This window comes from Shewanella sp. 5S214 (genome assembly GCF_041439795.1).
Taxonomy (GTDB): Bacteria; Pseudomonadota; Gammaproteobacteria; order Enterobacterales; family Shewanellaceae; genus Shewanella; species Shewanella vesiculosa.
In genome coordinates, this window is sequence record NZ_JBGOOV010000005.1 from 37929 (window position 1) to 62654 (window position 24726).

At 41.7% G+C, this 24726-nt stretch carries 18 protein-coding genes; 11 read left to right on the forward strand and 7 right to left on the reverse strand.

The window, feature by feature from the left end:
• Window positions 1-28: 28 nt before the first annotated feature.
• From ACED29_RS04605 to ACED29_RS04615, 3 genes are read right to left on the reverse strand one after another with little or no spacing between them, the layout of a single operon-like run.
• The gene (locus tag ACED29_RS04605; RefSeq protein WP_371697146.1) at window positions 29-1357 is read right to left on the reverse strand and encodes an ATP-binding protein; all 1329 of its coding nucleotides are present in this window, start codon (window positions 1355-1357) and stop codon (window positions 29-31) included.
• Window positions 1350-2033 (reverse strand): response regulator transcription factor, encoded by a 684-nt coding sequence (locus ACED29_RS04610; protein WP_124016861.1) that lies wholly within the window; start codon window positions 2031-2033, stop codon window positions 1350-1352. Before ACED29_RS04610 ends, ACED29_RS04605 begins: the two co-directional genes overlap by 8 nt.
• Before the next feature lie 3 nt (window positions 2034-2036).
• A complete protein-coding gene (locus ACED29_RS04615) occupies window positions 2037-2384 on the reverse strand; it encodes a PepSY domain-containing protein (protein ID WP_235781925.1) in 348 nt (115 codons plus the stop codon).
• Between the two features lie 293 nt (window positions 2385-2677).
• Here ACED29_RS04615 and ACED29_RS04620 point away from each other — a divergent pair, with 293 nt between their 5' ends.
• Together ACED29_RS04620 and ACED29_RS04625 are read left to right on the forward strand one after the other, a co-directional pair.
• Window positions 2678-3559, forward strand: a complete 882-nt coding sequence (locus tag ACED29_RS04620) for a choice-of-anchor H family protein (RefSeq protein WP_371697147.1) — start codon at window positions 2678-2680, stop codon at window positions 3557-3559.
• A gap of 106 nt (window positions 3560-3665) precedes the next feature.
• Window positions 3666-4343 (forward strand): OmpA family protein, encoded by a 678-nt coding sequence (locus ACED29_RS04625; RefSeq protein WP_182721998.1) that lies wholly within the window; start codon window positions 3666-3668, stop codon window positions 4341-4343.
• A 66-nt stretch (window positions 4344-4409) separates the two neighbouring features.
• On the opposite strand, the gene ACED29_RS04630 is transcribed toward ACED29_RS04625, so the two are convergent.
• Together ACED29_RS04630 and xseA are read right to left on the reverse strand one after the other, a co-directional pair.
• Window positions 4410-5147, reverse strand: a complete 738-nt coding sequence (locus ACED29_RS04630) for a hypothetical protein (RefSeq protein WP_371697148.1) — start codon at window positions 5145-5147, stop codon at window positions 4410-4412.
• Window positions 5148-5189: 42 nt separating this feature from the next.
• Window positions 5190-6530 carry an exodeoxyribonuclease VII large subunit gene (gene xseA / locus ACED29_RS04635; RefSeq protein WP_371697149.1) on the reverse strand — a complete coding sequence of 447 codons (1341 nt, stop codon included), beginning with the start codon at window positions 6528-6530 and terminating at the stop codon, window positions 5190-5192.
• A 118-nt stretch (window positions 6531-6648) separates the two neighbouring features.
• Between xseA and guaB the strand changes: the two genes are divergently transcribed.
• The 5 genes from guaB to tadA all read left to right on the forward strand — a co-directional run bounded on the left by guaB (window position 6649) and on the right by tadA (window position 12068).
• Window positions 6649-8121 (forward strand): IMP dehydrogenase, encoded by a 1473-nt coding sequence (gene guaB, locus ACED29_RS04640; protein WP_124016866.1) that lies wholly within the window; start codon window positions 6649-6651, stop codon window positions 8119-8121.
• Between the two features lie 103 nt (window positions 8122-8224).
• Window positions 8225-9802 carry a glutamine-hydrolyzing GMP synthase gene (gene guaA, locus ACED29_RS04645; RefSeq protein ID WP_124016867.1) on the forward strand — a complete coding sequence of 526 codons (1578 nt, stop codon included), beginning with the start codon at window positions 8225-8227 and terminating at the stop codon, window positions 9800-9802.
• Between the two features lie 628 nt (window positions 9803-10430).
• A complete protein-coding gene (locus tag ACED29_RS04650; RefSeq protein ID WP_371697150.1) occupies window positions 10431-10970 on the forward strand; it encodes a hypothetical protein in 540 nt (179 codons plus the stop codon).
• Window positions 10970-11299: a hypothetical protein gene (locus ACED29_RS04655; RefSeq protein WP_371697151.1), complete on the forward strand. Its 330-nt coding sequence runs from the start codon at window positions 10970-10972 to the stop codon at window positions 11297-11299. Before ACED29_RS04650 ends, ACED29_RS04655 begins: the two co-directional genes overlap by 1 nt.
• 256 nt (window positions 11300-11555) lie before the next feature.
• Complete coding sequence (tadA, locus tag ACED29_RS04660; protein ID WP_371697195.1) at window positions 11556-12068, forward strand: tRNA adenosine(34) deaminase TadA; 513 nt, start codon at window positions 11556-11558, stop codon at window positions 12066-12068.
• 305 nt (window positions 12069-12373) lie between these two features.
• Here tadA and mltF read toward each other — a convergent pair whose 3' ends face one another.
• A complete protein-coding gene (gene mltF, locus ACED29_RS04665; protein ID WP_124016870.1) occupies window positions 12374-13798 on the reverse strand; it encodes a membrane-bound lytic murein transglycosylase MltF in 1425 nt (474 codons plus the stop codon).
• 355 nt (window positions 13799-14153) lie between these two features.
• Between mltF and purL the strand changes: the two genes are divergently transcribed.
• The 4 genes from purL to cydX all read left to right on the forward strand — a co-directional run bounded on the left by purL (window position 14154) and on the right by cydX (window position 21975).
• A complete protein-coding gene (gene purL / locus ACED29_RS04670; protein WP_371697196.1) occupies window positions 14154-18035 on the forward strand; it encodes a phosphoribosylformylglycinamidine synthase in 3882 nt (1293 codons plus the stop codon).
• 1100 nt (window positions 18036-19135) lie between these two features.
• The gene (locus ACED29_RS04675; protein WP_371697152.1) at window positions 19136-20692 is read left to right on the forward strand and encodes a cytochrome ubiquinol oxidase subunit I; all 1557 of its coding nucleotides are present in this window, start codon (window positions 19136-19138) and stop codon (window positions 20690-20692) included.
• 15 nt (window positions 20693-20707) lie between these two features.
• Complete coding sequence (gene cydB / locus ACED29_RS04680) at window positions 20708-21847, forward strand: cytochrome d ubiquinol oxidase subunit II (protein ID WP_371697153.1); 1140 nt, start codon at window positions 20708-20710, stop codon at window positions 21845-21847.
• A gap of 17 nt (window positions 21848-21864) precedes the next feature.
• Complete coding sequence (cydX, locus tag ACED29_RS04685) at window positions 21865-21975, forward strand: cytochrome bd-I oxidase subunit CydX (RefSeq protein WP_124016873.1); 111 nt, start codon at window positions 21865-21867, stop codon at window positions 21973-21975.
• Between the two features lie 526 nt (window positions 21976-22501).
• Here cydX and ACED29_RS04690 read toward each other — a convergent pair.
• Entirely contained in the window at window positions 22502-24508 is a 2007-nt protein-coding gene (locus ACED29_RS04690; RefSeq protein ID WP_182721993.1) for a methyl-accepting chemotaxis protein, read from the reverse strand.
• Window positions 24509-24726: the final 218 nt, after the last annotated feature.

The window sequence follows — 24726 nt, forward strand, 5'->3', positions numbered from 1 at the left end:
AGTTATCTATTCATCAGACTATTAGACACTAATGCGTAAATTCAAATTCAAATTTGGCGCCGCCCAATAAGGTCGATTGGCTTACGGTAAGCTTACCGTGATAACTATCGACGAGGTCGCGCACAATCGCTAAGCCAATACCATGACCTTGATCGTATGTATCAGCGCGTATGCCTCGTTCGAAAATTTGCTGCTGCTTGTCTTCAGGTACTCCTGCTCCGTCGTCTTCCACACTAATCAGAAGGCTATTAGGCCCTTGCTTAACCGTTAGTTTTACTTGGGCATTTGCGGCTTTGCAGGCATTGTCTAACACATTGCCGAGCATTTCTGTTAAATCGGCTTCATCACCTTTGAAACGTGCATTGTGATCGCCTTGGTAATCAATGCTGAGTTGTTGCTGTTGGTATATCTTAGTTAAGGTTCTGACTAATCTCACGCTTATACTGTCAACACTGATCCCCAAATGCCACGCGCTACCCGCAGCACTTTGTGCGCGCCTGAGCTGATAGGCAATAATTTGATTTATGCGGTTAATTTGCTCGAGCGAGGCCTCGCTTAAGTTAGCTTGGGTTTGCATTACCGCCAAAGGGGTTTTTAAACTGTGGGCTAAATCGGCCAGGGCATTACGATAGCGTTTACGCTGATTTTGTTCGGTTTGTAATAAGGTGTTTAATTGCTTAGCGACTTTTTGCAGCTCAACAGGGTAGTGGGTGCTTAGCTGCATCGATGTCCCTTGCTCTACTGCACTCAGTTCTTGGCTAAATTTACCCAAGGGTTTTAGAGTCCATAATAACCAGCTCAATTGCACTATCAACAATAGGGCCGTTAAGATCAGTAACCAAGTCCATAAGGTATTAGAGAATTTTTGGATTTGTTGAAGGTATTCCTGTTTATTTTTTATAATGTGTAGCGTCATGGTAAAAGGCTGTTCGCTGGTGGTAAAACTCACGCTAAAGCTATATATCAACTGAGGTTTATCATTAATCATGATCGAGTCGAAGGTGCTTCTGCCCGTTGCTGGTTTAGGCAGATTAATTGGCGTGTTTAGGCCCAAAAATGAATTTGAGGTCCACAATAGCTGATTGTCTTTGGTGGTGATTAACGCATAAAGACCTGATCCAATGACATTAAATTGGTTTTCAAGTAAATGTGACGGCATTTGTAATTGGTTATTTTCCACTTCGGCCATGGCCAAGACCGAGTAAATATAAGCTTTTAATTGATTTTTGGCGGCGACATTCACTTGGGTCTCAAAGGCATTGTTTACTGTCATGCCAATAATCGGCAGCAACACCAATATTAACAATAAGGCGCTGACAACAATGCGAACTTTAAGCGAGTTGAGTAGATTATGCATTTGGGTCTAATTGGCGCAGACGATAGCCCTGACCGCGGAGCGTTTCAATTAATTGGTACTGATTGTCAGGGTCGAGTTTTTTACGTAAACGGCGAATGAAAACCTCAATCACATTCGAGTCTAAATCAAAATCTTGATCATAAATATGTTCAATTAATCGGCTTTTTGAATGCACTGAACCTGGATGCAACATTAGGTATTCAAACAGTTTGTATTCAGAACCACTGAGGTTAATGATTTGCTCGCCCTGTTTAATTTCTAAACTGCGAGTATTGATACTAAAGGGACCATTTTGGATAATAGGGCTTGCTTTACCTGCCGAACGGCGAATTAACGCATTAATTCGGGCAACCAGTTCTTCGAGCTGAAATGGCTTACTTAAATAATCATCGGCACCGGCATCTAATCCAACTACTTTATCTTGCCAACTGTCTCGAGCGGTTAAAATGATTATCGGGTAGCTAATGTCTTGCTCGCGTAATTGGCTGATTAATGACAAGCCATCGAGTTTTGGTAAACCGACGTCGATAATAGCGACATCGTATTGATATTCTTGAGCTTGAAATAAGCCTTCTTCGCCATCATTGGCGACATCAACAGTATATTGCGCCTCGATAAGGTGTTGTTTGATGTTCTGTTGCAAGGCTAAATCGTCTTCGACTAATAATAATCTCATGGGTTAGTTCCTTGTCACTGCGCCATTGGTGGCATCGACTAACACGTAGAAAATAACCCCATCATTGGTGAGTAGTTTAATCCGATACCCAGTATGTCCATTAACGTTAGCCGATTGTACTTTTAACACTTTGCCAGAATAACGACTTTGCGCTATTTGTACCGCATGTTGAGCACTTGCCACGACGAGGTTACTGTTCTGATTATTGTTTTGGCGATTATTATTAGGGCCGGGAGAGTGGCTAGCATGGGGCGATGAATACCATGCCGCATAAGACGGTACCGACGTGAGTGACAGTATCGTTAATATTAGGCCTAACATGATGGCATTTATGTTGAGCATACGCTGCATATTGTGATCCCTAATAACCTCAGTATTGCCAGTGTAAAAGATCCCTTTCTATATAGAAACATCTACTTAACCTAATCGATAAAATAGCCATAGGCATAAATAGCTGATTTGTCATCGCAGTATACGTTTTAACAGATGAACATTAGCTGAATCATTTACAGACACCTTGAGGTTTCTTGCTAGTCACGCATAAATAGCTGATTGTTTTGGTTGTTATGATTAGCCTATGTTCAGCTTATGTTCATTTCCATTAGGTTTTAATGGCCTCAATATCAAGACAGCGAGGAATGAACATGAAGCATAATAAAACTAACATATCCCAGATATCGGTAATGAATACCCAAATAAAATGGGGCTTAGGCTTATGTGTTGCCAGTGCGCTTTGGTTGAGCTCGCCTGTAGCACAAGGCGCCGAGCACATAGCTGAACAAGGCCTTGGGACTTACAGCCAAGCAAGGGGCATTAACCTTAAAACCCCAGAGTCTGATGCCGATAAGCAAGCTAGGATGATGGTGTTACATGAACAAGCTAAGTTGCAAAACCTTGATGGCAACATCAAGGTAAAAATGACTCGCGAACAGGTACTGGCTAAAAATAAAAAATCTGCGGCCACAGCTGAAAACCAGCAAAAACGAGTATTAGCGCAGCAGAATCAGGTGGTTTACTACGATTTCTCCTTCTACGGTGCCAATTCATATTTACTGGAAGATTACGATTACGACGGTTTTTATCAAACCTTTAGTGTGACTTTTGATGCAGATATTAATAGCAGTGCGGGCGATATTCAGGCCGATGTGTTTGCAGAACTCTATTTGAGTCAAGATGGTGGTCCCTGGATTCATTACTACTCAACCGATGTATTCACCTTACATGCAGACTCTAGCCATGATGACTATGAAGTGCTGACGACATTGGCTAATGGCTATCAAACCGATCATTATGATGTGTTGATCGATTTATATGAGTTGGGGTATGCCGATCCTGTCGCAACGATTAGTAGCGATCAATCTAATACACTGTATGCTCTGCCGCTTGAAAGTAGTGATCGAGATGCGGTTTATGTTGATGAGGTCTATATCGAAACGGAACATTCTGGCGGGACCTTATCTTGGTTAAGCATTGCGTTGCTTGCCGGAGTGATAGGCTTGCGTAGACGTTTCATTAAAAAAATATAACGAAAGCCTTAAGCTTTTCTGAGTTATAATAAATCTTTTTGATTTTAATTAGTTTTTATTGTGTCAGCTTTACTTATCCATGATGGATAAGTCGTTAGGAGTGAGTATGTTAGTAAAGTTAAATACATCATTGTTATGCAGTACATTAATTGGTTCGGCGCTCTTGTTGTCAGGTTGTCAATTACCTAATCCTTATACTGGCGAATCAGAAAACACTAAAGCGACTAATGGCGCTATGATTGGCGCTCTGTCTGGTGCTGCTATCGGTGTACTTTCATCAAGCAAAAGTGATCGCGGTAAAGGTGCTTTAATTGGTGCTGCATCTGGCGCTGCTGTTGGTGGTGGTATTGGTTATTACATGGATGTGCAAGAAGCTGAATTGCGTAAACAGCTAAAATCAACTGGTGTGAGTGTAACTCGCAACGGTGACAACATTGTACTAAACATGCCTAATGAAGTGACCTTTGCGGTTGATCAAACTGTATTAAGTGCACGCGCTAAATCAGTATTAAACAGCGTTGTATTAGTGGCCAAAGAATATGATGATACTCGCTTGAATGTCATTGGTTATACCGACAGTTCAGGTTCAGATTCTTATAACTTACGTTTGTCACAAGTACGAGCGAGTGAAGTTGCACAATATATCACTAGCCAAAAAGTCAGTGGTTCACGTGTGTCTTCTACTGGTATGGGTGAGTCAAGCCCAATTGCGAGCAACTCTACCGAGCAAGGTCGTTCGCAAAATCGTCGTGTAGAAATTGTATTAACGCCAATCGGTAAGTAAACCCGTTAGTAAGCGTTAACAAATGCCATCGTAAGATGGCATTTTTATATGTGATGCGCCACGGGATCAGTCAACATATCCGCGGTATTGTTGCTTGAATGTACCAGGAATAAAAGCGTTATAAAGTGATTTGAATGACAGTATGCCTAGACCAAATAGGATGAAAAAATATACCAATTGGCCTCTTGTGCGGAAATTTCTCACCTTTGGTGCCATATAATCATACGACAACAACATTTGTTGATTCATTTGCAGTTGATAAATCAATTCATCTTGTTGCCAAATCGATACCCGCATCCCCGATGTTAATGTCGTGGCAATTTGTTTGCATTTTGAACGGTGCAAATTTGGTGCAACAAAAGTATTGGGATAAGCCGAAATGACAATGTCATAGAAATCATTGATTTCACCGGTTTGTTGATTTTCAACAGCGTCCCTACGACATTCAATTTGATCAACTGTGATGTTATATCGATGTAGATTATCTAATGAACTCTCCCAATAGTGAGGCATTACCCATGCTAATAGCGCCACATTCACCAACAAGTAAGCTCCGACAAAAGTCATACGCCAAACTATTGGTATCGTGGTAAATTCAAAAATAATTTCACTTCTTCGCCAGTAATCTCGGTCGAACTCATTTTCTTTTAATTGAGGCTTAAGATTAAAACAGCCAAGTTTTTTACGTCGAGATATTTCGTCGCATAATTGCTTATATCGTTCAGGAAAAGCTTGTTTATTAATGTTGCGCTCAACATCGAGTAACTCATCATCCTTGTATTGCCGATAATCTATCTGTTTCACGCTATGTCCTTGCGCACCATTTTTTCAACGAGATCATGTTGTTTATTTGGTAGAGATATCTGTCACGGTTGAGGTGACACTTCCTTGCTTTAACCGAGTATGAATCACATCACCATTGCTTAACTGATTGGCATTTTCAACGACATGATCATTGGTACTTGTGATTGAATAACCCCGACTCAATGTTGCCAGTGGGCTGACGGTATCAAGTTTATGTGCTGCTTGTGTAAGTCGTAATTCAGCTTGTTTAAAGCAGTCTTTGCTGGCGTCATTAAAACGTTCAATTAAATATCCAAGCCGCTGTTTTTCTAAGGTTAGGGTATTAATAGGTGAACGTTGTTGTAAGCGATTATGCAATTGCTGATGGCGCAATGTTAAGCGGCTGAGTTTATGCTGTAAGGCATTTTCTAGGCGCATTTGCATTTCATCAAAACGCTGCTCAAATTGTTGCAGTTTACGTTGTGGCTCATGACGTTGTAGTTGATGAGATAACTGAGTTAATCGACCATACTGCTGTAATTGATAATGTTTCATACCCTGTTGCAAGCGTGATAACAGCAGGGCTAATTTTTCAGTTTTATTACCTTTGTCTTTTGATAATAACTCGGCACCAGCTGACGGGGTTGGTGCACGCACATCGGCAACATAATCGCTAATAGTGGTATCAATCTCGTGGCCGACGGCACTAATAATGGGTAAGGCACTGTTATAAATAGCATGGGCTAAATGTTCGCTGTTAAAACACCATAAATCTTCCAATGATCCGCCGCCACGGGTAAGCAACAGCACATCAACTTCCATGCGTTGATTGGCAGTGACAATTGCTTGGCAGATTAAGTTGCTGGCCGTTGCACCTTGAACTTGAGTTGGGTATATAACCACTTCAATAGAGGGATCTCGACGTGCTAACACATGCAAGATATCTCGCAGTGCCGCGCCTGTTGCCGAGGTGATAACCCCAATACGTTGAATGTTATTTGGAATAGGGCGTTTGGTTTCTAATGCAAACAAACCTTCAGCAGCCAGTTTAAGCTTTAACGCTTCAAATTCTTGCGCCAGTAATCCATCACCCGCCGGGAGCATAGACTCCAGCAGTAATTGATAGTCACCACGAGGCTCATAGACACTAATGGCACCTTTAACTAAGACTTGTTGGCCATTGACGGGTTTAAAGCGCACCGATTGATTACGGCCCTTAAACATCGCGCAACGAACTTGTGAATGAGCGTCTTTTAAAGTCAGATACCAATGCCCTGAACTTGGCGATGAAAAGTTTGATATTTCGCCATTTAGCCAAATTTTACCTATTTGACCTTCAAGAATATGCCGCACTTCGCTATTTAATTGCGAAACACTATAAACATTGTTTTTTGTGGCACTCATGAATATTCTCATTCTAACGTTAATAAAAATCTATTTTCCATTTACCAACTGCAATATGCAAGGTATAATCTCGCCGCAATATTTCACCCAAATCCTACTCAACTAGGGAGATGTTGCCATGCTACGTTTACTGAAAGATGCACTAACTTTTGACGATGTATTGTTAGTTCCTGCCCACTCGACTGTACTCCCTAATACCGCGGTTCTTAAAACTCGTTTAACCAATAAAATCGAATTAAATATTCCACTTGTGTCTGCTGCTATGGACACTGTGACTGAATCTCGCCTTGCTATCGCGATGGCGCAAGAAGGTGGTTTAGGTTTTATTCATAAAAATATGAGTATTGAGCAGCAAGCCGAAGAAGTCCGAAGAGTTAAAAGTTATGAAGCCGGTATTGTTCAAGATCCCGTCACTGTAACGCCAGCAACCACCTTAACCGATTTACGTTTATTAACAGAACGTAATGGTTTTGCCGGTTATCCCGTCGTTAATGATGCGCACGAGCTGGTGGGTATTATTACTGGCCGTGATGTACGTTTTGTAACCGACTGGAGCAAAACCGTTGCTGACATGATGACCCCAAAAGATCGTTTGGTCACAGTGGCTGAAGGCACCAAGCTCGATGAAGTGCAAAAATTAATGCATTCTCATCGTATTGAAAAAGTCTTAGTGGTTGACGGTAACTTCAAACTTAAAGGCTTAATCACTGTTAAAGATTTCGAAAAAGCTGAGCGCAAGCCAAATGCATGTAAAGACGAATTAGGTCGTTTACGTGTTGGTGCTGCGGTTGGTGCAGGTCCTGGTAACGAAGAGCGTGTTGATGCCCTTGTTAAAGCGGGTGTAGACGTATTATTGATTGATTCATCTCATGGTCATTCAGAAGGCGTTTTACAGCGTATTCGTGATACTCGAGCTAAATACCCAGATTTACAAATTGTTGGCGGTAACGTCGCAACCGCTTCAGGCGCACTTGCGTTAGTAGAAGCTGGTGTTAACGCCGTTAAAGTTGGTATTGGCCCTGGTTCAATTTGTACGACTCGTATTGTGACAGGTGTTGGCGTTCCGCAGATTACTGCAGTTTCTGATGCAGCTGAAGCTGTGCTTGCGTTAGGCATTCCGGTGATTGCTGATGGCGGTATCCGTTTCTCTGGTGATTTAGCTAAAGCACTCGCTGCGGGTGCATCATGCATTATGGCCGGTTCTATGTTCGCTGGTACTGATGAGGCTCCAGGTGAAACTGAACTTTATCAAGGTCGTGCATATAAATCATACCGTGGCATGGGTTCACTTGGCGCAATGGGCCAAACTCAAGGTTCATCTGATCGTTACTTCCAAAGCGACAATGCTGCCGACAAGTTAGTCCCTGAAGGTATTGAAGGTCGTGTGCCTTACAAAGGTAAGTTGAAAGAAATTATTCATCAACACATGGGCGGCCTACGTTCATGCATGGGCTTAACCGGTTGTGCCACCATTAAAGATTTAAATGAAAAAGCACAGTTTGTAAAAGTGACTTCAGCAGGTATGGGTGAGTCTCATGTTCATGACGTGACCATTACCAAAGAAGCACCAAACTACCGTTCTGGTTCATAATTACTGTGAGGACGACATTTGTCGTCCTTCTGTTATTAGCGTTAATTTGCCCGTATCGATGTGATACGGGGTATTACACTTAATCAATATGTAAAGGTTACCCATGAGTAATATTCACGATCATAAGATTCTAATCCTCGATTTTGGTTCTCAGTACACTCAGCTTATTGCGCGTCGTATCCGTGAAATTGGTGTGTATTGTGAGTTATGGGCCTGGGATGTGAGCGAAGCGCAAATTCGTGAGTTTGCCCCAAATGGTATTATTTTAGCCGGCGGCCCAGAAAGTGTTACAGAGGACAATTCTCCTCGAGCTCCAGAATATGTCTTTACTGCTGGAGTACCTGTATTAGGTATTTGTTATGGCATGCAAACCATGTCTGAACAACTTGGTGGTAAAGTCATTAAAGGCGTGGGTGAAGGCGAATTTGGCTATGCTCAAATTGAATTGCAAACCACGTCAGCCTTATTCAAAAGTATTGAAGATGCTGTCAGTGCTGAAGGCAAACCACTGCTTGATGTGTGGATGAGCCATGGTGATAAAGTCTCCGCTATTCCTGAAGGTTTTGTGACCGTTGCTAAAACAGCTACGTGTCCGTTTGCTGCGATGGCAAATGAAGAGAAAGGTTTTTACGGTGTTCAGTTCCACCCTGAAGTGACTCATACTCGTCAAGGTCAGCGCATGCTAGAGCATTTCGCGTTGGAAATTTGTGCTTGTAAAGCCAATTGGAAACCATCATCAATTATTGAAGATGCGATTGAGCGCCTTAAAAAGCAAATCGGTGACGATGAAGTTATTCTTGGTTTATCAGGTGGTGTTGACTCATCAGTGGTGGCGATGCTGCTTCACCGCGCGATTGGTGACAAGCTAACGTGTGTGTTTGTTGATAACGGCTTATTGCGTTTAAACGAAGCGGACCAAGTGTTAGAAATGTTTGGCGATCATTTCGGACTCAATATTATTCACGTTGATGCTGAAAACCGTTTCTTAGATGCCATGGCTGGCGAAGCAGAACCTGAAGCTAAGCGTAAAATTATTGGTCGGGTGTTTGTTGAGATTTTTGATGAAGAATCAAAGAAATGCGCGAATGCTAAATGGCTAGCTCAAGGCACTATTTATCCTGATGTGATTGAATCAGCGGGCAGTGCAACCGGTAAAGCTCATGTGATTAAGTCGCACCACAATGTTGGCGGTTTACCTGCCGATATGAAGATGGGTTTAGTTGAGCCACTGCGTGAGTTATTTAAAGATGAAGTGCGTAAGATTGGTTTGGAATTAGGCCTACCTTACAACATGCTTTATCGTCATCCGTTCCCAGGACCAGGTTTAGGTGTTCGTGTACTTGGCGAAGTGAAAAAAGAATATTGTGATTTATTGCGCAGTGCAGACGCTATCTTTATTGAAGAGCTACACAAGGCTGATTTGTATAATAAAGTGAGCCAAGCCTTTACCGTATTCTTACCCGTTCGCTCGGTAGGCGTAATGGGTGATGGCCGTAAATATGATTGGGTTGTATCGCTACGAGCGGTAGAAACTATCGACTTTATGACCGCGCATTGGGCACATCTACCATATGATTTCTTAGGTCGCGTTTCAAACCGCATCATCAATGAAGTCGATGGTATTTCACGAGTGGTGTACGACATATCAGGTAAGCCGCCAGCAACGATTGAGTGGGAATAATGTCATCTCACACAATAGCGAGTACTAACTTGCAATAAGTGATATTTAAGCCCATATTTTTATGGGCTTTTTTATTTTCTGAACATTTTTATTCGCACCAAGCCGCTTTAATAGAATATGACTCTGGGAATGATTTTTCGTTACCTTGGTATCTTCAATGTCTTACTGCTCATGTGGTATATCCAACATCTTGCTAATCATCCATCAGTGACTTCCAGCCAAACATAATGGTTTTTCGGTTAGCCTTTCGCACATAATTAAGTTTTATTACGATAGGCTTAATTAATGGTATCTACATGAACTATATATAATTTTAATCTATGTGTAGAATGCTGTCTCATGAACTCAGCCCGTGTTACATTGCCAAGGATTTGCAGCGCTTTGGGACGTGTCATGCTTTGAAACATAGGTTTGCTCAGGTCCGCGCTGACCCCCCTATACAAAGGGTGTTATTTTGAATATTGACACTGGAGTAGAGCTATTTTTAGCCTCAAACTGAAGCGGTAATCAATGAATACGGCTTTGATTTATCATGTCACTGCGAACGGAGTCTAGGTGATGGGTTATCTCACCCCGCTTAGCTAAATTAACGTCACTATCAATGGCCTGAATTGGAAAATTAAGACTTATGCAACCAATGATAAAACAAAAATTAATAGCGACTTTGGTGTCTTTAACCATACTGATCCCGGCAATGGCATCAGCACAAGAGATCCCAAAGCGGTTTCAACCTACTCTGGATGCCTTTCTTGAGGTAGCCAAATCGGAATGTGCAGCATTAGACAACGGCATATTCGAGGTTGTGGATGGCGGCATTCAATTTTACGCAGATTTCAATCAAGACGGTATCAGTGATCCTATCATCGACACCCGCGCGTTCAGTTGCTCAAGTTCTGCCACGCTGTTCGTCGGTGGAACAGGCGGACATTATATCAATGCATTCGTTTCGGATGATGACAAGAGCTATAAACAGTTCCAGTTTCTTGCCCAAGACAGTGCGGTTATCGCACTCGGCGGTACGGCAGTATTAGTGCTCAAGCACCATGGCACAAGTTGCAACCTTCAAGGACTCAGCCCCTGTTTTGCAGCTTATAGCTGGGCAGAAGGAAAGTTTAATACTGCTAATGCAATCATTCACCCACAACAGCAAACAGGAATCGATAAATAATGCCCTCTGATATAGCAAGCGACCCTAATGTATGGACAACAGGGGAGTTAATTAACATAGCACTGTTCGCAATACTGTATTTGAGTTGTTTAACATTCGCTATCCGCAAGACTTTACAAAAAGATTATGGCCGTTTTTACTTTATGGCTTGCGCTGTATTGGTGGTGGTTGGCACGCTCGCTATGGTATTAGAGCCATTTAATTCAACGATGAGTGGTGAGATGCCACCACAAGCTGGCCTCGGAGCTTGGGTCATGTTTCTCGGTTTGTTTGGTACCATTGCCGCTATTGTCTGGGGAGTTACTCGTCGAGTCTTTAGTCAACGCTAAGCCGTGTTTTATACTCAAGATTGCGGGGGGCGAGTTATAGCAGCACCTGCGCTATCAAAACGACAGTCTAATCCTAGTTTAGTGATAGCACTTTATGGCAGTAGATACCTTCTAGCGGGGTAAAAAAGAGGTGTTTGATACCGTTTGCTATGCAAAATTCAGGTTATAATAAGCCTGTATGACAATGACCTAGGGCAGTAGAGTGACAAATATTTTAAAGGCAGACCTTGCTGCCAACACGAACTCCATCACTGATATGGAGCATGACACTCAGCAAGCCATTGATAAAAAGTGGATGCGGTTAGCCATGCAACTAGCTGAACAAGCAGAATTAAAAGGTGAGGTGCCTGTCGGTGCCGTATTGGTAAAAGATGATGTGTTAATTGCCAGTGGCTGTAATTTAAGTATTTTAAATCATGATCCTACAGCTCATGCTGAAATGGAGTGTATTCGCCAAGCGGGTAAGGTATTAGAAAATTATCGTATGCTCGACACAACTTTGTATGTCACTTTAGAGCCTTGCACTATGTGTGCAGGTGCCATGATCCACAGTCGTATTGCTAGAGTGGTGTACGGTGCCGATGATTTAAAAACCGGCGCGGCGGGTAGTGTGATCAATTTGCTGCAACACCCTGTTTTTAATCATCAGCTTGACGTGACATCAGGTGTGTTAGCAGAAGAGTGCGCTTCACAATTAAGCGCTTTTTTTAAGCGGCGTAGGGCAGAAAAAAAAGCACTCAAAAAGTTAGAGAGAAAATCAACTGATTGAGTGGCATATTTTTCTGTGGTTAACGTGAGATTATGATTCGGTTTGTACCAACAAAAAATGTGCACGTTGACGATTTTGAATACGGGTTTTGTGTACTTTAAGCATGACACGACGTCGTGACATGGTATTGCTTATCGCTCTTCTTCTCATATCGTGATCCTTTCATATTGGGTAACCTCATTGAGGTTACTGATAAACAGCATACTTTACAGTAGGCTTTCTAACGACAGATTCGGTTCCATACTACCTTATATTGATGACGATTGTCGGTCAGCTTGATGACGATAACCGCATCGATAGCACAATTATTGTGCTGATACCTTGGTTTTATCTGCAGCCTCTTCTGCAATCACTTCAACTTGATCTTGGATAACATCAATTTTCTTGGTTTGATTATCAATCCAAACTAAGGTGTCGTAGTAACGACGAATACTGTCGACATAATGCACCGCTTCACTTCCGCGAGCATAGCCATAGCGAGTTTGCTTGTAATATTTAGCTTGCTGCAGCAAAGGTAATACTTTTTTGACGTCACGCCATGCACTGGGATCCATTCCCATTGACTCTGTTAACCGTCGCGCATCTTCAACATGACCTAAACCGATATTATAAGATGCCAGAGCGAACCAAATCCGTTGAGCTTCAGGAATTCTGTCTGGCAATCTGTCCATCATATCTTTTAAATAAAATGCACCACCGCGAATACTCTGCTCTGCATCTAAGCGATCATCTACACCAACATAAGCCGCGGTCGGTTGGGTCAGCATCATCATACCTCGGACACCAGTTGGTGAGCGTGCGCTTGGGTTCCAATGTGACTCTTGATAACTGGCAGCGGCTAATTTACGCCAGTCTAACTCACCTGAATACTGCTCAAAAAAACTACGGTATTCAGGGAGGATATTGTCAATGGCACGAATAAAGGCTCGTGTGTCGACATAGTCAAAACGTTTCACATGACCAAAATATTTTTCGTTTAAATGTTCAAGGGTGCCGGCACGTCTCTCTTGATGCCAAAAGGCCAGGAGTTGGCTCATTAAGCGGTCACTATTTCTCGGTGGTAACAGCCACACTACTTCAACTTTTTCTTCTAAAATCATTCCTGCGCGTAACTCAGGTAAAAAACGCTGGTTGATCAATAAACTATTTGAATCTGAAATGGTGTAGTTCAATTCTCCGTTGGCGATTAATGCAAACAGTTCTTCATTGTCTTTGTCATTAACTTGGTTCCACATCAATTCAGGATAGTCTTTTTGCAGCTTAGTTAAGGTATTGACCGAAGAGGAGTTCGCCATCACGGTAATTTCACCCGACAGAGTGCCAATATCTTTGGGTTCTGGAGTACCTTCTCGATACACCAATACTTGATTAACTTTATATAAGGTCGGTCCAAGTTTAAATTGTTGACTGCGGTTGGGGGTTTTTGCGATGCCAGCAGCAATAATATCAATCTTGTTTTCTTTTAATGCAGCAAATAATTGTTTGCGATTGGTGTATGGGATCATCTCTAGCGGCACGGCTAAATAATCGGCAAAGCGCTGGGCCATTTCAAAGTCGAATCCGCTTTCACCCTGATCTGAATTTAAATAAATCTGTGGACCATATAATGTCCCAACCTTGAGTACAGTACGTTTTGGGGCAGGCGCAGCAATGTCAACCTCATGAATATCAACAGGTTGACAGGCGGATAGCATCCCGCAAAGTAAGATGATGAATAAGGTTTTGATCATATTTATTAATTGGTTATCTTAAGTTGTTTCGTTAATTTCACCAGAGTAATGCATGAGAAACGAATATAATTCCGGTTGAATAGCCTTTAAATATGTAGGGGAGTTTAGGTGTTTTTGGTTACTTTATCAGGAGTTTTCCTAAACGCCTATAGTTGGACAAATAACCCGCTTTTAACGTCGGTTTATTGAACGACAGTAAAGTCGCTGTGTCATAAATATGCATAAGCACAATTGTGGATATTTTCCCTATCAGGAAACACTGTTTTCACGGGTGCTTAAAGGTGATTTGTACTGTGCAATTCCTTATAATAGCGCCAATTCTGACCCAATATAATTTATAAGGTGAATAGACGTGATTGAGATCATTCGCGGAGCCCCAGCACTATCTGCATTTAGAGTTCAAAAACTCATGGAGGCTTGCGAAAATGCAGCACTTCCAGTATCTCAAATTTATGCTGAATATGTTCATTTAGCTAATTTGAGTGAGCCACTAGATGATAATGAGCGTCTACAGTTAGAAACTATTCTTACCTATGGACCCGCTATTGAGTCGCATGCTCCACAAGGTACTCTATTATTTGTTACTCCACGTCCTGGCACCATTTCTCCTTGGTCTTCTAAAGCAACCGACATCGCACACAACTGTGGTTTGGGCAAAGTAAAACGCCTTGAGCGTGGTATGGCTTATTATGTTGAAGCTTCAGAATTGACCGCAGAACAACAAAAACAACTGCAAGGTTTATTACATGACCGTATGGTCGAAATCATATTGCCTGAGTTTGAAGCGGCTGAGGTATTATTTGCCCGCACAGAACCGGCAAAATTTAGCAGTGTTAATATTCTTGCTGAAGGCCGTCGTGCCTTAGAAGTGGCTAACGTTAAGTTAGGTTTGGCTCTTGCTGATGATGAAATTGACTATTTAATTGAAAACTTTGTTCGTTTAAAGCGTAATCCTAACGACATCGAATTAATGATGTTTGCTCAAGCAAACTCAGAGCATTGTCGCCACAAAATTTTTAATGCAGATTGGACAATCGATGGCGAAGTGCAGCCAAAATCATTGTTTAAAATGATTAAGAATACTTTTGAAGTCACTCCTGATTACGTGTTATCAGCTTATAAAGATAATGCCGCTGTGATGACAGGTTCGGTTGCGGGACGTTTTTTCCCAGACCCTGATGGTATTTATAACTATCACACTGAACCAATGCACATCTTAATGAAAGTCGAAACTCATAATCATCCTACTGCAATTAGTCCTTATCCTGGTGCCGCTACTGGTTCTGGTGGTGAAATTCGTGATGAAGGCGCTACTGGTCGAGGTTCTAAGCCTAAAGCGGGTTTATCTGGTTTTACGGTTTCTAACTTAAAAATTCCTGGATTTGTGCAACCATGGGAAGGGAATTACGGTAAACCCGATCGTATTGTGACTCCACTTGAGATCATGCTTGAAGGCCCACTTGGTGGCGCTGCATTTAATAATGAATTTGGTCGTCCTGCGATTACGGGATATTTCCGCACTTATGAACAATTAGTGTCTAGTCATAACGGTGTTGAAGTCCGTGGTTACCATAAGCCGATTATGATTGCCGGTGGTTTAGGCAATATTCGCGAAGAACATGTGCAAAAAGGTGAAATCACGGTTGGCGCTAAACTCATTGTGCTTGGTGGGCCTGCAATGAACATAGGTTTGGGCGGCGGTGCTGCATCTTCTATGGCATCAGGTCAGTCTAGCGAAGATTTAGATTTTGCTTCTGTACAACGTGAAAATCCAGAAATGGAACGTCGCTGTCAGGAAGTGATTGACCGTTGCTGGCAGCTAGGTGACACCAACCCTATTCAATTTATTCACGATGTGGGTGCCGGCGGATTATCGAACGCATTCCCTGAGTTAGTGAATGACGCTGATCGCGGTGGTGTGTTCAATTTACGCAACGTTCCCTCTGACGAGCCAGGCATGAGCCCGCTCGAAATTTGGTGTAATGAATCTCAAGAACGTTATGTGCTATCGGTTGCGCCAGAGAATTTACAGCAGTTTGCTGATATTTGTGCCCGTGAACGCGCTCCATTTGCAGTGGTTGGTGAAGCGACTGCAGAGATGCATTTAACGCTTGCCGACAGTCACTTTAATAACAAACCGATTGATTTACCGCTCGAAGTCTTATTAGGTAAAGCGCCTAAAATGAGTCGTGATGTGGTGTCGGTAAAAGCGGTATCACCGGCATTAGATCAATCTAAGATTGAATTAAAAGATGCGGTTAAGCGCGTTTTAACTTTGCCAACCGTAGCCGATAAAACTTTCCTAATCACCATCGGTGACCGTTCAGTGACGGGATTAGTTAACCGCGACCAAATGGTCGGTCCATGGCAGGTTCCGGTTGCTGATTGTGCGGTAACCGCATCAAGTTATGATAGCTATAGCGGTGAAGCGATGTCGATGGGTGAACGAACGCCATTGGCTTTACTCGACTTTGATGCTTCTGCGCGTATGGCGGTTGCTGAATCGATAATGAACATTGCTGGTACTGATATTGGCTCGTTTAAGCGCATTAAGCTTTCGGCTAACTGGATGTCGCCGGCGGGTCACCCTGGTGAAGATGCCGGTTTATACCAAGCTGTTAAAGCCATTGGCGAAGACCTTTGTCCAGAACTTGGTATCACTATCCCTGTCGGTAAAGACTCTATGTCGATGAAAACCGCATGGGAAGATAGTGGTGTACAGAAAACGGTAACATCGCCTATGTCATTAGTTATCACCGCTTTTGGCGTGGTACAAGACATACGTAAAACCGTGACGCCACAACTTCGCAGTGATAAAGGTGACAGTGCATTATTAATGCTGGACTTGAGCAATGGCCAAAATCGTTTAGGGGGTTCTTGTTTAGCGCAGGTTTACAGTGAGCTAGGTGATATTGCACCGACATTAGATGTTACCGCTAACTTAGCTGGCTTCTTTGAAGTCATGCAGCAATTAGTCGCTGAGCAAGCGGTTATGGCATATCACGACCGCAGCGACGGTGGTTTATTTACCACCTTAGTGGAAATGGCCTTTGCCGGTAATACTGGGTTAACTATTGATTTAGCCAGCTTGAATGGTACTGATTTAGAACGTTTATTTAATGAAGAACTGGGTGCTGTCATTCAAGTAGGTGTTGCTGATGCTAAAGCCATTGCCGCGCAATTTGAAGCTAAAGGCGTAGCTTGTCATCACATTGGTGGTTTACAAGCCGCTGACAAGATTAGCATTAACGATGGCCAGCGAGTGATATTTGCTGATAGCCGTACTGCACTGCGCACTATGTGGTCAGAAACCACCTATCGCATGCAAGCTCTTCGTGATAATCCAGAATGTGCACGTGAAGAGTATGAGCTTAAACAACAAGCTGATGCACCTGGTTTAACGGTAAAATTAGGCTTTAATCCAAGTGAAGATGTAGCCGCACCTTATATTCTTAAAGGTGCCGCACCTAAAATGGCTATTTTACGTGAGCAGGGCGTTAACTCTCATGTCGAGATGGCAGCTGCTTTTGACCGTGCCGGTTTTGAAAGCCGCGACGTGCACATGTCGGACATTTTATCAGGGCGTATTAGCCTTGAAGAGTTCCAAGGCCTAGTGGCTTGTGGCGGATTCTCTTATGGTGATGTATTAGGTGCTGGTGAAGGTTGGGCTAAGTCGATTCTATTTAATGATCGTGCTCGCGATGAGTTTAGTCGTTTCTTCGAACGTGATTCAAGCATCGCCCTTGGTGTGTGTAATGGTTGTCAGATGTTATCTAATCTGAAAGAAATTATCCCAGGAAGTGAGCATTGGCCGCGCTTTGTGCGTAACCGCTCTGAGCGTTTTGAAGCTCGATTCAGTTTGGTTGAAGTGCAACAAAACCCATCGGTATTTTTTGACGGCATGGTCGGTTCTCGTATGCCTATCGCAGTATCTCATGGCGAAGGCTTAGTTGAATTTGCTAATGCTCAAGCGTTAGCTAATGCTGAAGCATCGGGCACTATTGCACTGCGTTATGTTGATGGTCATGGTCAAATTGCGACCCAGTACCCAGAAAATCCAAATGGTTCAGCCAATGGCTTAACGGGTATTTGTACCACTGATGGTCGCGTAACCATTATGATGCCGCATCCTGAGCGAGTATTTAGAACTGTTGCTAATTCATGGCATCCAGATAACTGGGGTGAAGATAGCCCATGGATGCGCATGTTCCGTAATGCTCGAGTCAAGATTGGTTAATTTCAAATTAACTATCTAGTTTAGATAAAGTAAAAAGGCGACTCATTTGAGTCGCCTTTTTTATTGGTTAATTCGTTTTATCAACTAATGGCTTTGATGTCGTTGAATAAATAAAACCCCCATAGAGTAGCTCTATGGGGGTTTAGTTTCGTTATATATAGATAATAACGATTGTCGCTTAATATGATTTCTGCGCTAACAAAAACATCTACTAAACAGGGTATAGATAAAAAAGTGAGCGATCTTACTTCACTTCTTTAGCAGTAAACATTTCAGTAAAAACGCGTTTGTACAAGTTGGCAATATTTTCGAATAATTGAGTCATAGCACTTCTCTTTAGGTTAGGTTACTGGAATTAAGACGACGACTCATCGTGCAACCACTGTTCGTTTTCTTAACTGTGTGGAAATTATACAGTTACCTTATTGCTGGCTCAAACGAGAAAAAATGATTCTTGTCATTAGTTAATCTAATGGTTTGTTGGCGTGGTTTTTTTATATTTATTATATTTAAATTATAAGTTATTGATTATTAGTATTTAATTTAATTCATTTAAAATTAACATTATTTAAATAATTTATTAATTATTATTGAGTTGTTGGTTTTTATACTTTCTTTTAACAATAGCGATGAGTAGGGTTTTTTATGGCGACCTATATTTAATCGATTTATCTTCCTAGCAATTGGCTTGTTTTTGTCAATACCTCAAGAGGGGATGCGAGAGATGTTCAAAAAGTTTTACAGAAAATATGACCATTTTTTTGATAAATTGTGATCCATCTGACAACAAGTGGAGATCATTTAAGAGTGATTTTCACTGTAAAGGCCTGATTTTTTATATCAAAATATTATCCATTCGAAAAATCTAATGTTTATCACATTTTTGACTAAAAAATATGATCTTCTAGGTATTTATACCGTAAGATACAAGGCGTTTAAGATTGCACTTGAAAACACAGGCAAACAGATTAATTTATCATTTTTACTCATTGGTGAGTTATCCACTGCTTCAATATGACCGTTTTCAGGTATAACATCATCATTATAGTAACCCCGTGTTACTGTGTAGTATTTGGTTGTACTGAAGTAAGGAGCCGCCAATGATTATCGAAGAGGTCGTTGAGCTATCGCGTTTTCAATTTGCGTTGACAGCCATGTATCATTTTCTATTTGTTCCACTCACCCTAGGTTTAGCTTTCATCCTTGCGATTATGGAATCACTGTATGTGATGACGAATAAGCAAATCTATAAAGACATGACAAAATTTTGGGGTAAGTTGTTTGGGATTAACTTTGCTCTAGGTGTTTCTACGGGTTTAGCAATGGAATTCCAGTTTGGTACTAACTGGTCCTACTATTCTCACTATGTAGGTGACATTTTTGGTGCGCCTCTGGCCATTGAAGGCTTAATGGCTTTCTTCCTCGAGTCAACGTTAGTCGGGATGTTCTTTTTCGGTTGGGATCGTTTTAGTAAACGTCAGCATTTAGTGGTCACATGGCTTGTTGCCATCGGCTCTAATATGTCAGCCTTATGGATTTTGATTGCCAATGGTTGGATGCAAAATCCAGTAGGTTCAGTATTTAACTATGAAACCATGCGCATGGAGATGGTTGATTTTGGCGCCGTAGTGTTTAACCCTGTCGCGCAAGTTAAGTTTGTTCATACTGTAGCCTCTGGTTATGTTGCTGGTTCGATGTTTGTGTTAGCTATTAGCTCATACTACATATTAAAAGGGCGTGACTTACCGTTTGCTCGTCGCTCATTTGCTGTTGCAGCAAGCTTTGGTATGGCAGCGATTTTATCGGTTATCGTATTAGGCGATGAGTCGGGTTATAAAATCGGCGAAGTTCAACGTGTTAAGTTAGCAGCTATTGAAGCTGAGTGGCACACTGAGCCAGCTCCAGCAGCCTTTACTGCAATTGGTTTCCCTAATCAAGAAACCATGGAAACCGACTATGCGATTAAAATCCCATACGCTATGGGGATTATTGCAACGCGTTCATTAGACGAAGAAGTGACGGGTATTAAGGATCTTATTAAAGATCACGAAGTACGAATTCGTAACGGTATGGTTGCCTACGCATTGCTTGAAAAACTTCGCGCTGGTGATAAATCAGCTGAGGTTAGAGAGCAATTTGAAGCGACTAAAATCGATTTAGGTTATGGTTTCTTGCTTAAGCGTTATACCGACAAAGTGGTTGATGCTACCGAAGAGCAAATTAAAGCGGCCTCTTATGATTCTATTCCAACTGTCGCACCAATGTTTTGGAGTTTCCGGATTATGGTGGCAGCAGGGGTGATTATGTTGTTTGTGTTTGCAGCCGCTTTCTGGCAAAGCACTCGTCATCAAATCGCTGAGAAGAAATGGGTACTGCGTGCAGCACTTTATAGCTTGCCACTTCCTTGGATTGCCATTGAAGCTGGTTGGTTTGTGTCAGAGTTTGGTCGCCAACCTTGGACTATTTCTGAAGTGCTTCCGACCTTTATGTCGGCGTCTAGTTTAACCACGGCTGATCTTTGGTTTAGTATTATTTCGATTACGGTGTTCTATACCATTTTACTGGTGATAGAGGCTTTCTTAATGTTCAAGTTTGCTCGTCTTGGCCCTAGTAGCTTAAAGACCGGCCGTTACCATTTCGAAACCCAAGATGCTTAATCTGAGGACCTGATTATGTTTGATTACGAAGTATTAAGATTTATTTGGTGGGCGTTAATCGGTGTATTATTAATTGGTTTCACCGTGACAGATGGCTTTGATATGGGCGTGGGGATATTGTTACCTATTATAGGTAAAGACGATACCGATCGCCGTATCATGATCAACACAGTTGCTCCGCACTGGGATGGTAACCAAGTTTGGTTAGTTACTGCTGGTGGTGCATTATTTGCAGCTTGGCCTATGGTTTACGCAGTGGCGTTTTCTGGTTTTTATGTGGCAATGATGCTGGTGTTGTTCGCACTCTTTTTGCGTCCTGTTGGCTTTGATTACCGCTCTAAAATTGAAGATCCAAAATGGCGAAAAACATGGGACAAGGCATTATTTGTCGGCAGTTTCGTACCACCGTTAATCATTGGTGTTGCATTTGGTAACTTACTCCAAGGTGTACCGTTTAACTTTGATGAATATTTACGTGCTACCTACCATGGCGGTCTATTCGGTTTATTAAATCCGTTTGGGTTATTAGCCGGTCTTGTGAGTGTCACTATGGTGATAATGCAAGGGTCTACATGGTTACAAATGAAGACGGACGGCGAGCTTCGTGTGCGCAGTGCTAAGACATCACAAATTTGTGGCAGTCTATTAGTGGTTCTGTTTGGTGCAGCAGGCTTTTGGTTGGTCAATGGTATTGATGGTTATGTGATCACTTCAGCTCTTGACGTCGCTGGAGCATCAAATCCAACCACTAAAACGGTAGCGGTTGAAGCCGGTGGTTGGTTGATAAACTACGATAAATATCCTTTGACTATGCTATTTCCTGTATTAGGTTTGTTAATGCCAGTACTAGTGGTATTAGCCAGTCGTTTGAATCGTAGTGGTTTTGCATTCTTTTTCAGCTCGCTTGCTGTTGCGGGGGTGATTTTAACGTGTGGTGCTGCTATGTTCCCATTTGTTATGCCTTCATCATTAGAGCCTAATGTGAGCTTAACTATGTGGGATGCTACTGCTAGCCAAATGTCACTTAAAGTAATGACCGTTGCCGCTATCATCTTCGTACCGACTGTCCTAAGTTATACCATTTGGACTTATTACAAGATGTTTGGCCGCTTAAATCGTGAGTTTATTGAAAACAATAAAAACTCACTTTATTAAATTAAGGAGCAACATTTATGTGGTATTTTGCTTGGATTCTTGGTGTATTGTTAGCGTGTTCATTCGGTATTATCAACGCGTTATGGCTTGAGAATACTGAAAATATGGATCGTAACAGCGACAACTAATCGCGACATCTGTAATTGAAAAACCGTCTTGGTAACAAGGCGGTTTTTTATTGGCTTTTGTTTGGTAGGTAATAAAGCACACTTCTAAACAGGCTTGATAGTAGTCGAATTACCAACTTATCTTGGTTATTCATTCAGCCTATAGCTAACCTGATCGAGCAAGTATAAAGTCACTTTACGTTATGTTGATGTCTATAAAGATAGAGCCCAATCGATGTAGGACAAGATGTCTTAGAGGGAGGAGATCGATGTAGGACGCCGATGTAGGGGATTGATGCAGAAGGCTGAGAAAGATAACTGAAAACGATAACTGAAAACAATCATAACAGTGGGATGGCACCACAGTAATAATGCTTTCAATATAGTGATAATTGAGTCTTGTAGAAGAGATAAATCGCGCTGTGCTGTACTTAAATATTAGTGATATTTGAGTCGCGTGGTAATCGGGTATCATGGGCCTGAAGAGTATTTTATTGGATCAGAACCCAATCGCTGAGCTCTGATCCCTGTTATCAATTTTAGTCAACTACACGACTTTAAATACTCCAATCTGTTGCTTGATGCTGACAGCAAGTGCGGTTAATTGTTCTGCATCACTGACCGCTTTTGTTGCCCGTTCATCACTATTTTGTGCCAACGTCGCTATAGTATGCAAGCTATGAGATACCTCATCTGCCACTGTGCTTTGTTGATTAGTAGCACTGGCTATACTGGATGAGAATATTGCCATTTCACCGATACTCTGATTAATCTGACTGAGTTGGAGATTGACGATATTAGCTTGTTCTGCTGAAGATGCTCCTAACTGCTGGCACTCGACCATTTGTGTCGCGGTAAATTTTACTTGATGCTGTAATTTAGCTATCGTCGAGCTAATCTCACTAATAGAACGCTGCGTTCTTTGCGCAAGAGAGCGCACCTCATCAGCCACAACGGCAAAACCACGACCTTGTTCTCCTGCTCTAGCAGCTTCAATAGCGGCGTTTAATGCTAGCAAGTTAGTTTGTTCTGCAATGCCATTAATCACTTCAGTTACTTTACTAATAGCTTGGCTCTCACTGCTGACACTTTCAATATTTTTTTGACTTTGGATGAGTTGCTCACTTAAAGATTGCAGCGCGGTGACCTCTTGGCTTAACTGAGCATGCCCTTGAGCTGATGCACTATCAATTTCCTGCGCTTGCTGTGCTCCTTGACTAGCATTTTGGGCGACGTCTTTAATCGAAGAAGACATCTCTTCGATAGCCGTCGCAATTTGCTCTGTTTGGTTTAACAGTGCTTTTGCTTCATGGCCATTTAACTTTGATGTTTGTTGGCTTTGATTGGCTTGGTTTTCTAAGCTAATAACCGACTGTTTTAATGATTCAATTAAACTCGCCAAACTTGCAGCCATTTGGGTCACACTGATGGTGATGTGGTCAACTTCATTACCACTGCTTTCAGAGCATTGCATGAATGTTTGTGAAAGATCGCCCTGACCTAATTTAGCGATTTGTTGCTGTAGATTTTTTAATGGCTTCATCGCACGATTGATCACCATAAACAGTAAAACAGCAATCAGAACTATGCCTATCAATGCTAAAATCACGTTAATTTTTAGCATAGCTAAACTTTCATTATTTAATTCTTTGGTTGGCACATAGCCAACCATGGTCCAATTCCAACCTGCAATCTTTATTGAATAAGCATACATCTCTTCATCCGATAATGAAGTGTAAACCCAGCTGCCTTTATCTGTGAGTGCCTGTTCAAGCGATAAACCATTAAACAATGATTCAGTAAAAGGCGCTTCAGTGTTCAAATCGCGATGTGAAATAACTTGTTTATCAGAATTACGGATAATGGCATAAGATCCTGACTCTTCGAGTGTGAGTGTTTTAAGTGCATTCTGGATTTGCAGAATTGATTGGCTAATGTCATAACCGATAAAAAGGATAGCATTAACTTTGCCGCTGCTGTCTTTTACTGGGCTATAAATTGTCATGTAATCTTTGCCAAAAAGCTTGGCATAGCCTTCGTATTTTTGACCACTAATTAATTGCTTATAGCCTGGGTGATTAACCCCCAGATAAGTCCCTAGCGCACGGTTACCATCCGTTTTTTTCAGTGATGTTGACACTCGAACAAAATCATCATTATCACGAGCAAATATAGTCGCTACGCCGCCAGTTAGTTGCGAAAAGCGGTCTACATTATTATTTTCATTATTAACTTGTTCATTATCATGTAAAAGAACCGGAGTCTTAACGCCTAACACGTCAACGGATTTATTTTCTATCGAGAATTGTCCTGGATATAAAGTACGAAGAATATCGGAGCTGCGTTTCGCCGAAGACAACATACTGTCGTATTCCAGTTCAAGTAAATGAGTATTACTGTCCATTTGTGATTGTATAGCTTTGATCGCTTTATCATGTAATACAGTGGAAGCGGTTAGATATGAAAAACAAGACATAGCGGTGAAAATAATAACGGATGACAACACGACAAGAGAGCCTATTTGTTTTGAAATAGGCCAGTTTTTATAGTTCATATGCTCTTTCTCATAATTATTGTGATGATTAATCTAAATAGATATGGTTCGCTCAATTTAATATACCGCGTAAATGTAAAGATTGTCTGGTATGAAGCCAAAAGTGTGAAACAAATGAAGATTCATGTTCTATGGGTACATTTATCGCATAATACGACTAGGAATTTTAAATTTAGACTGTTTTTTTAGGTTAATCAATAACGCTTATGTTAACAATG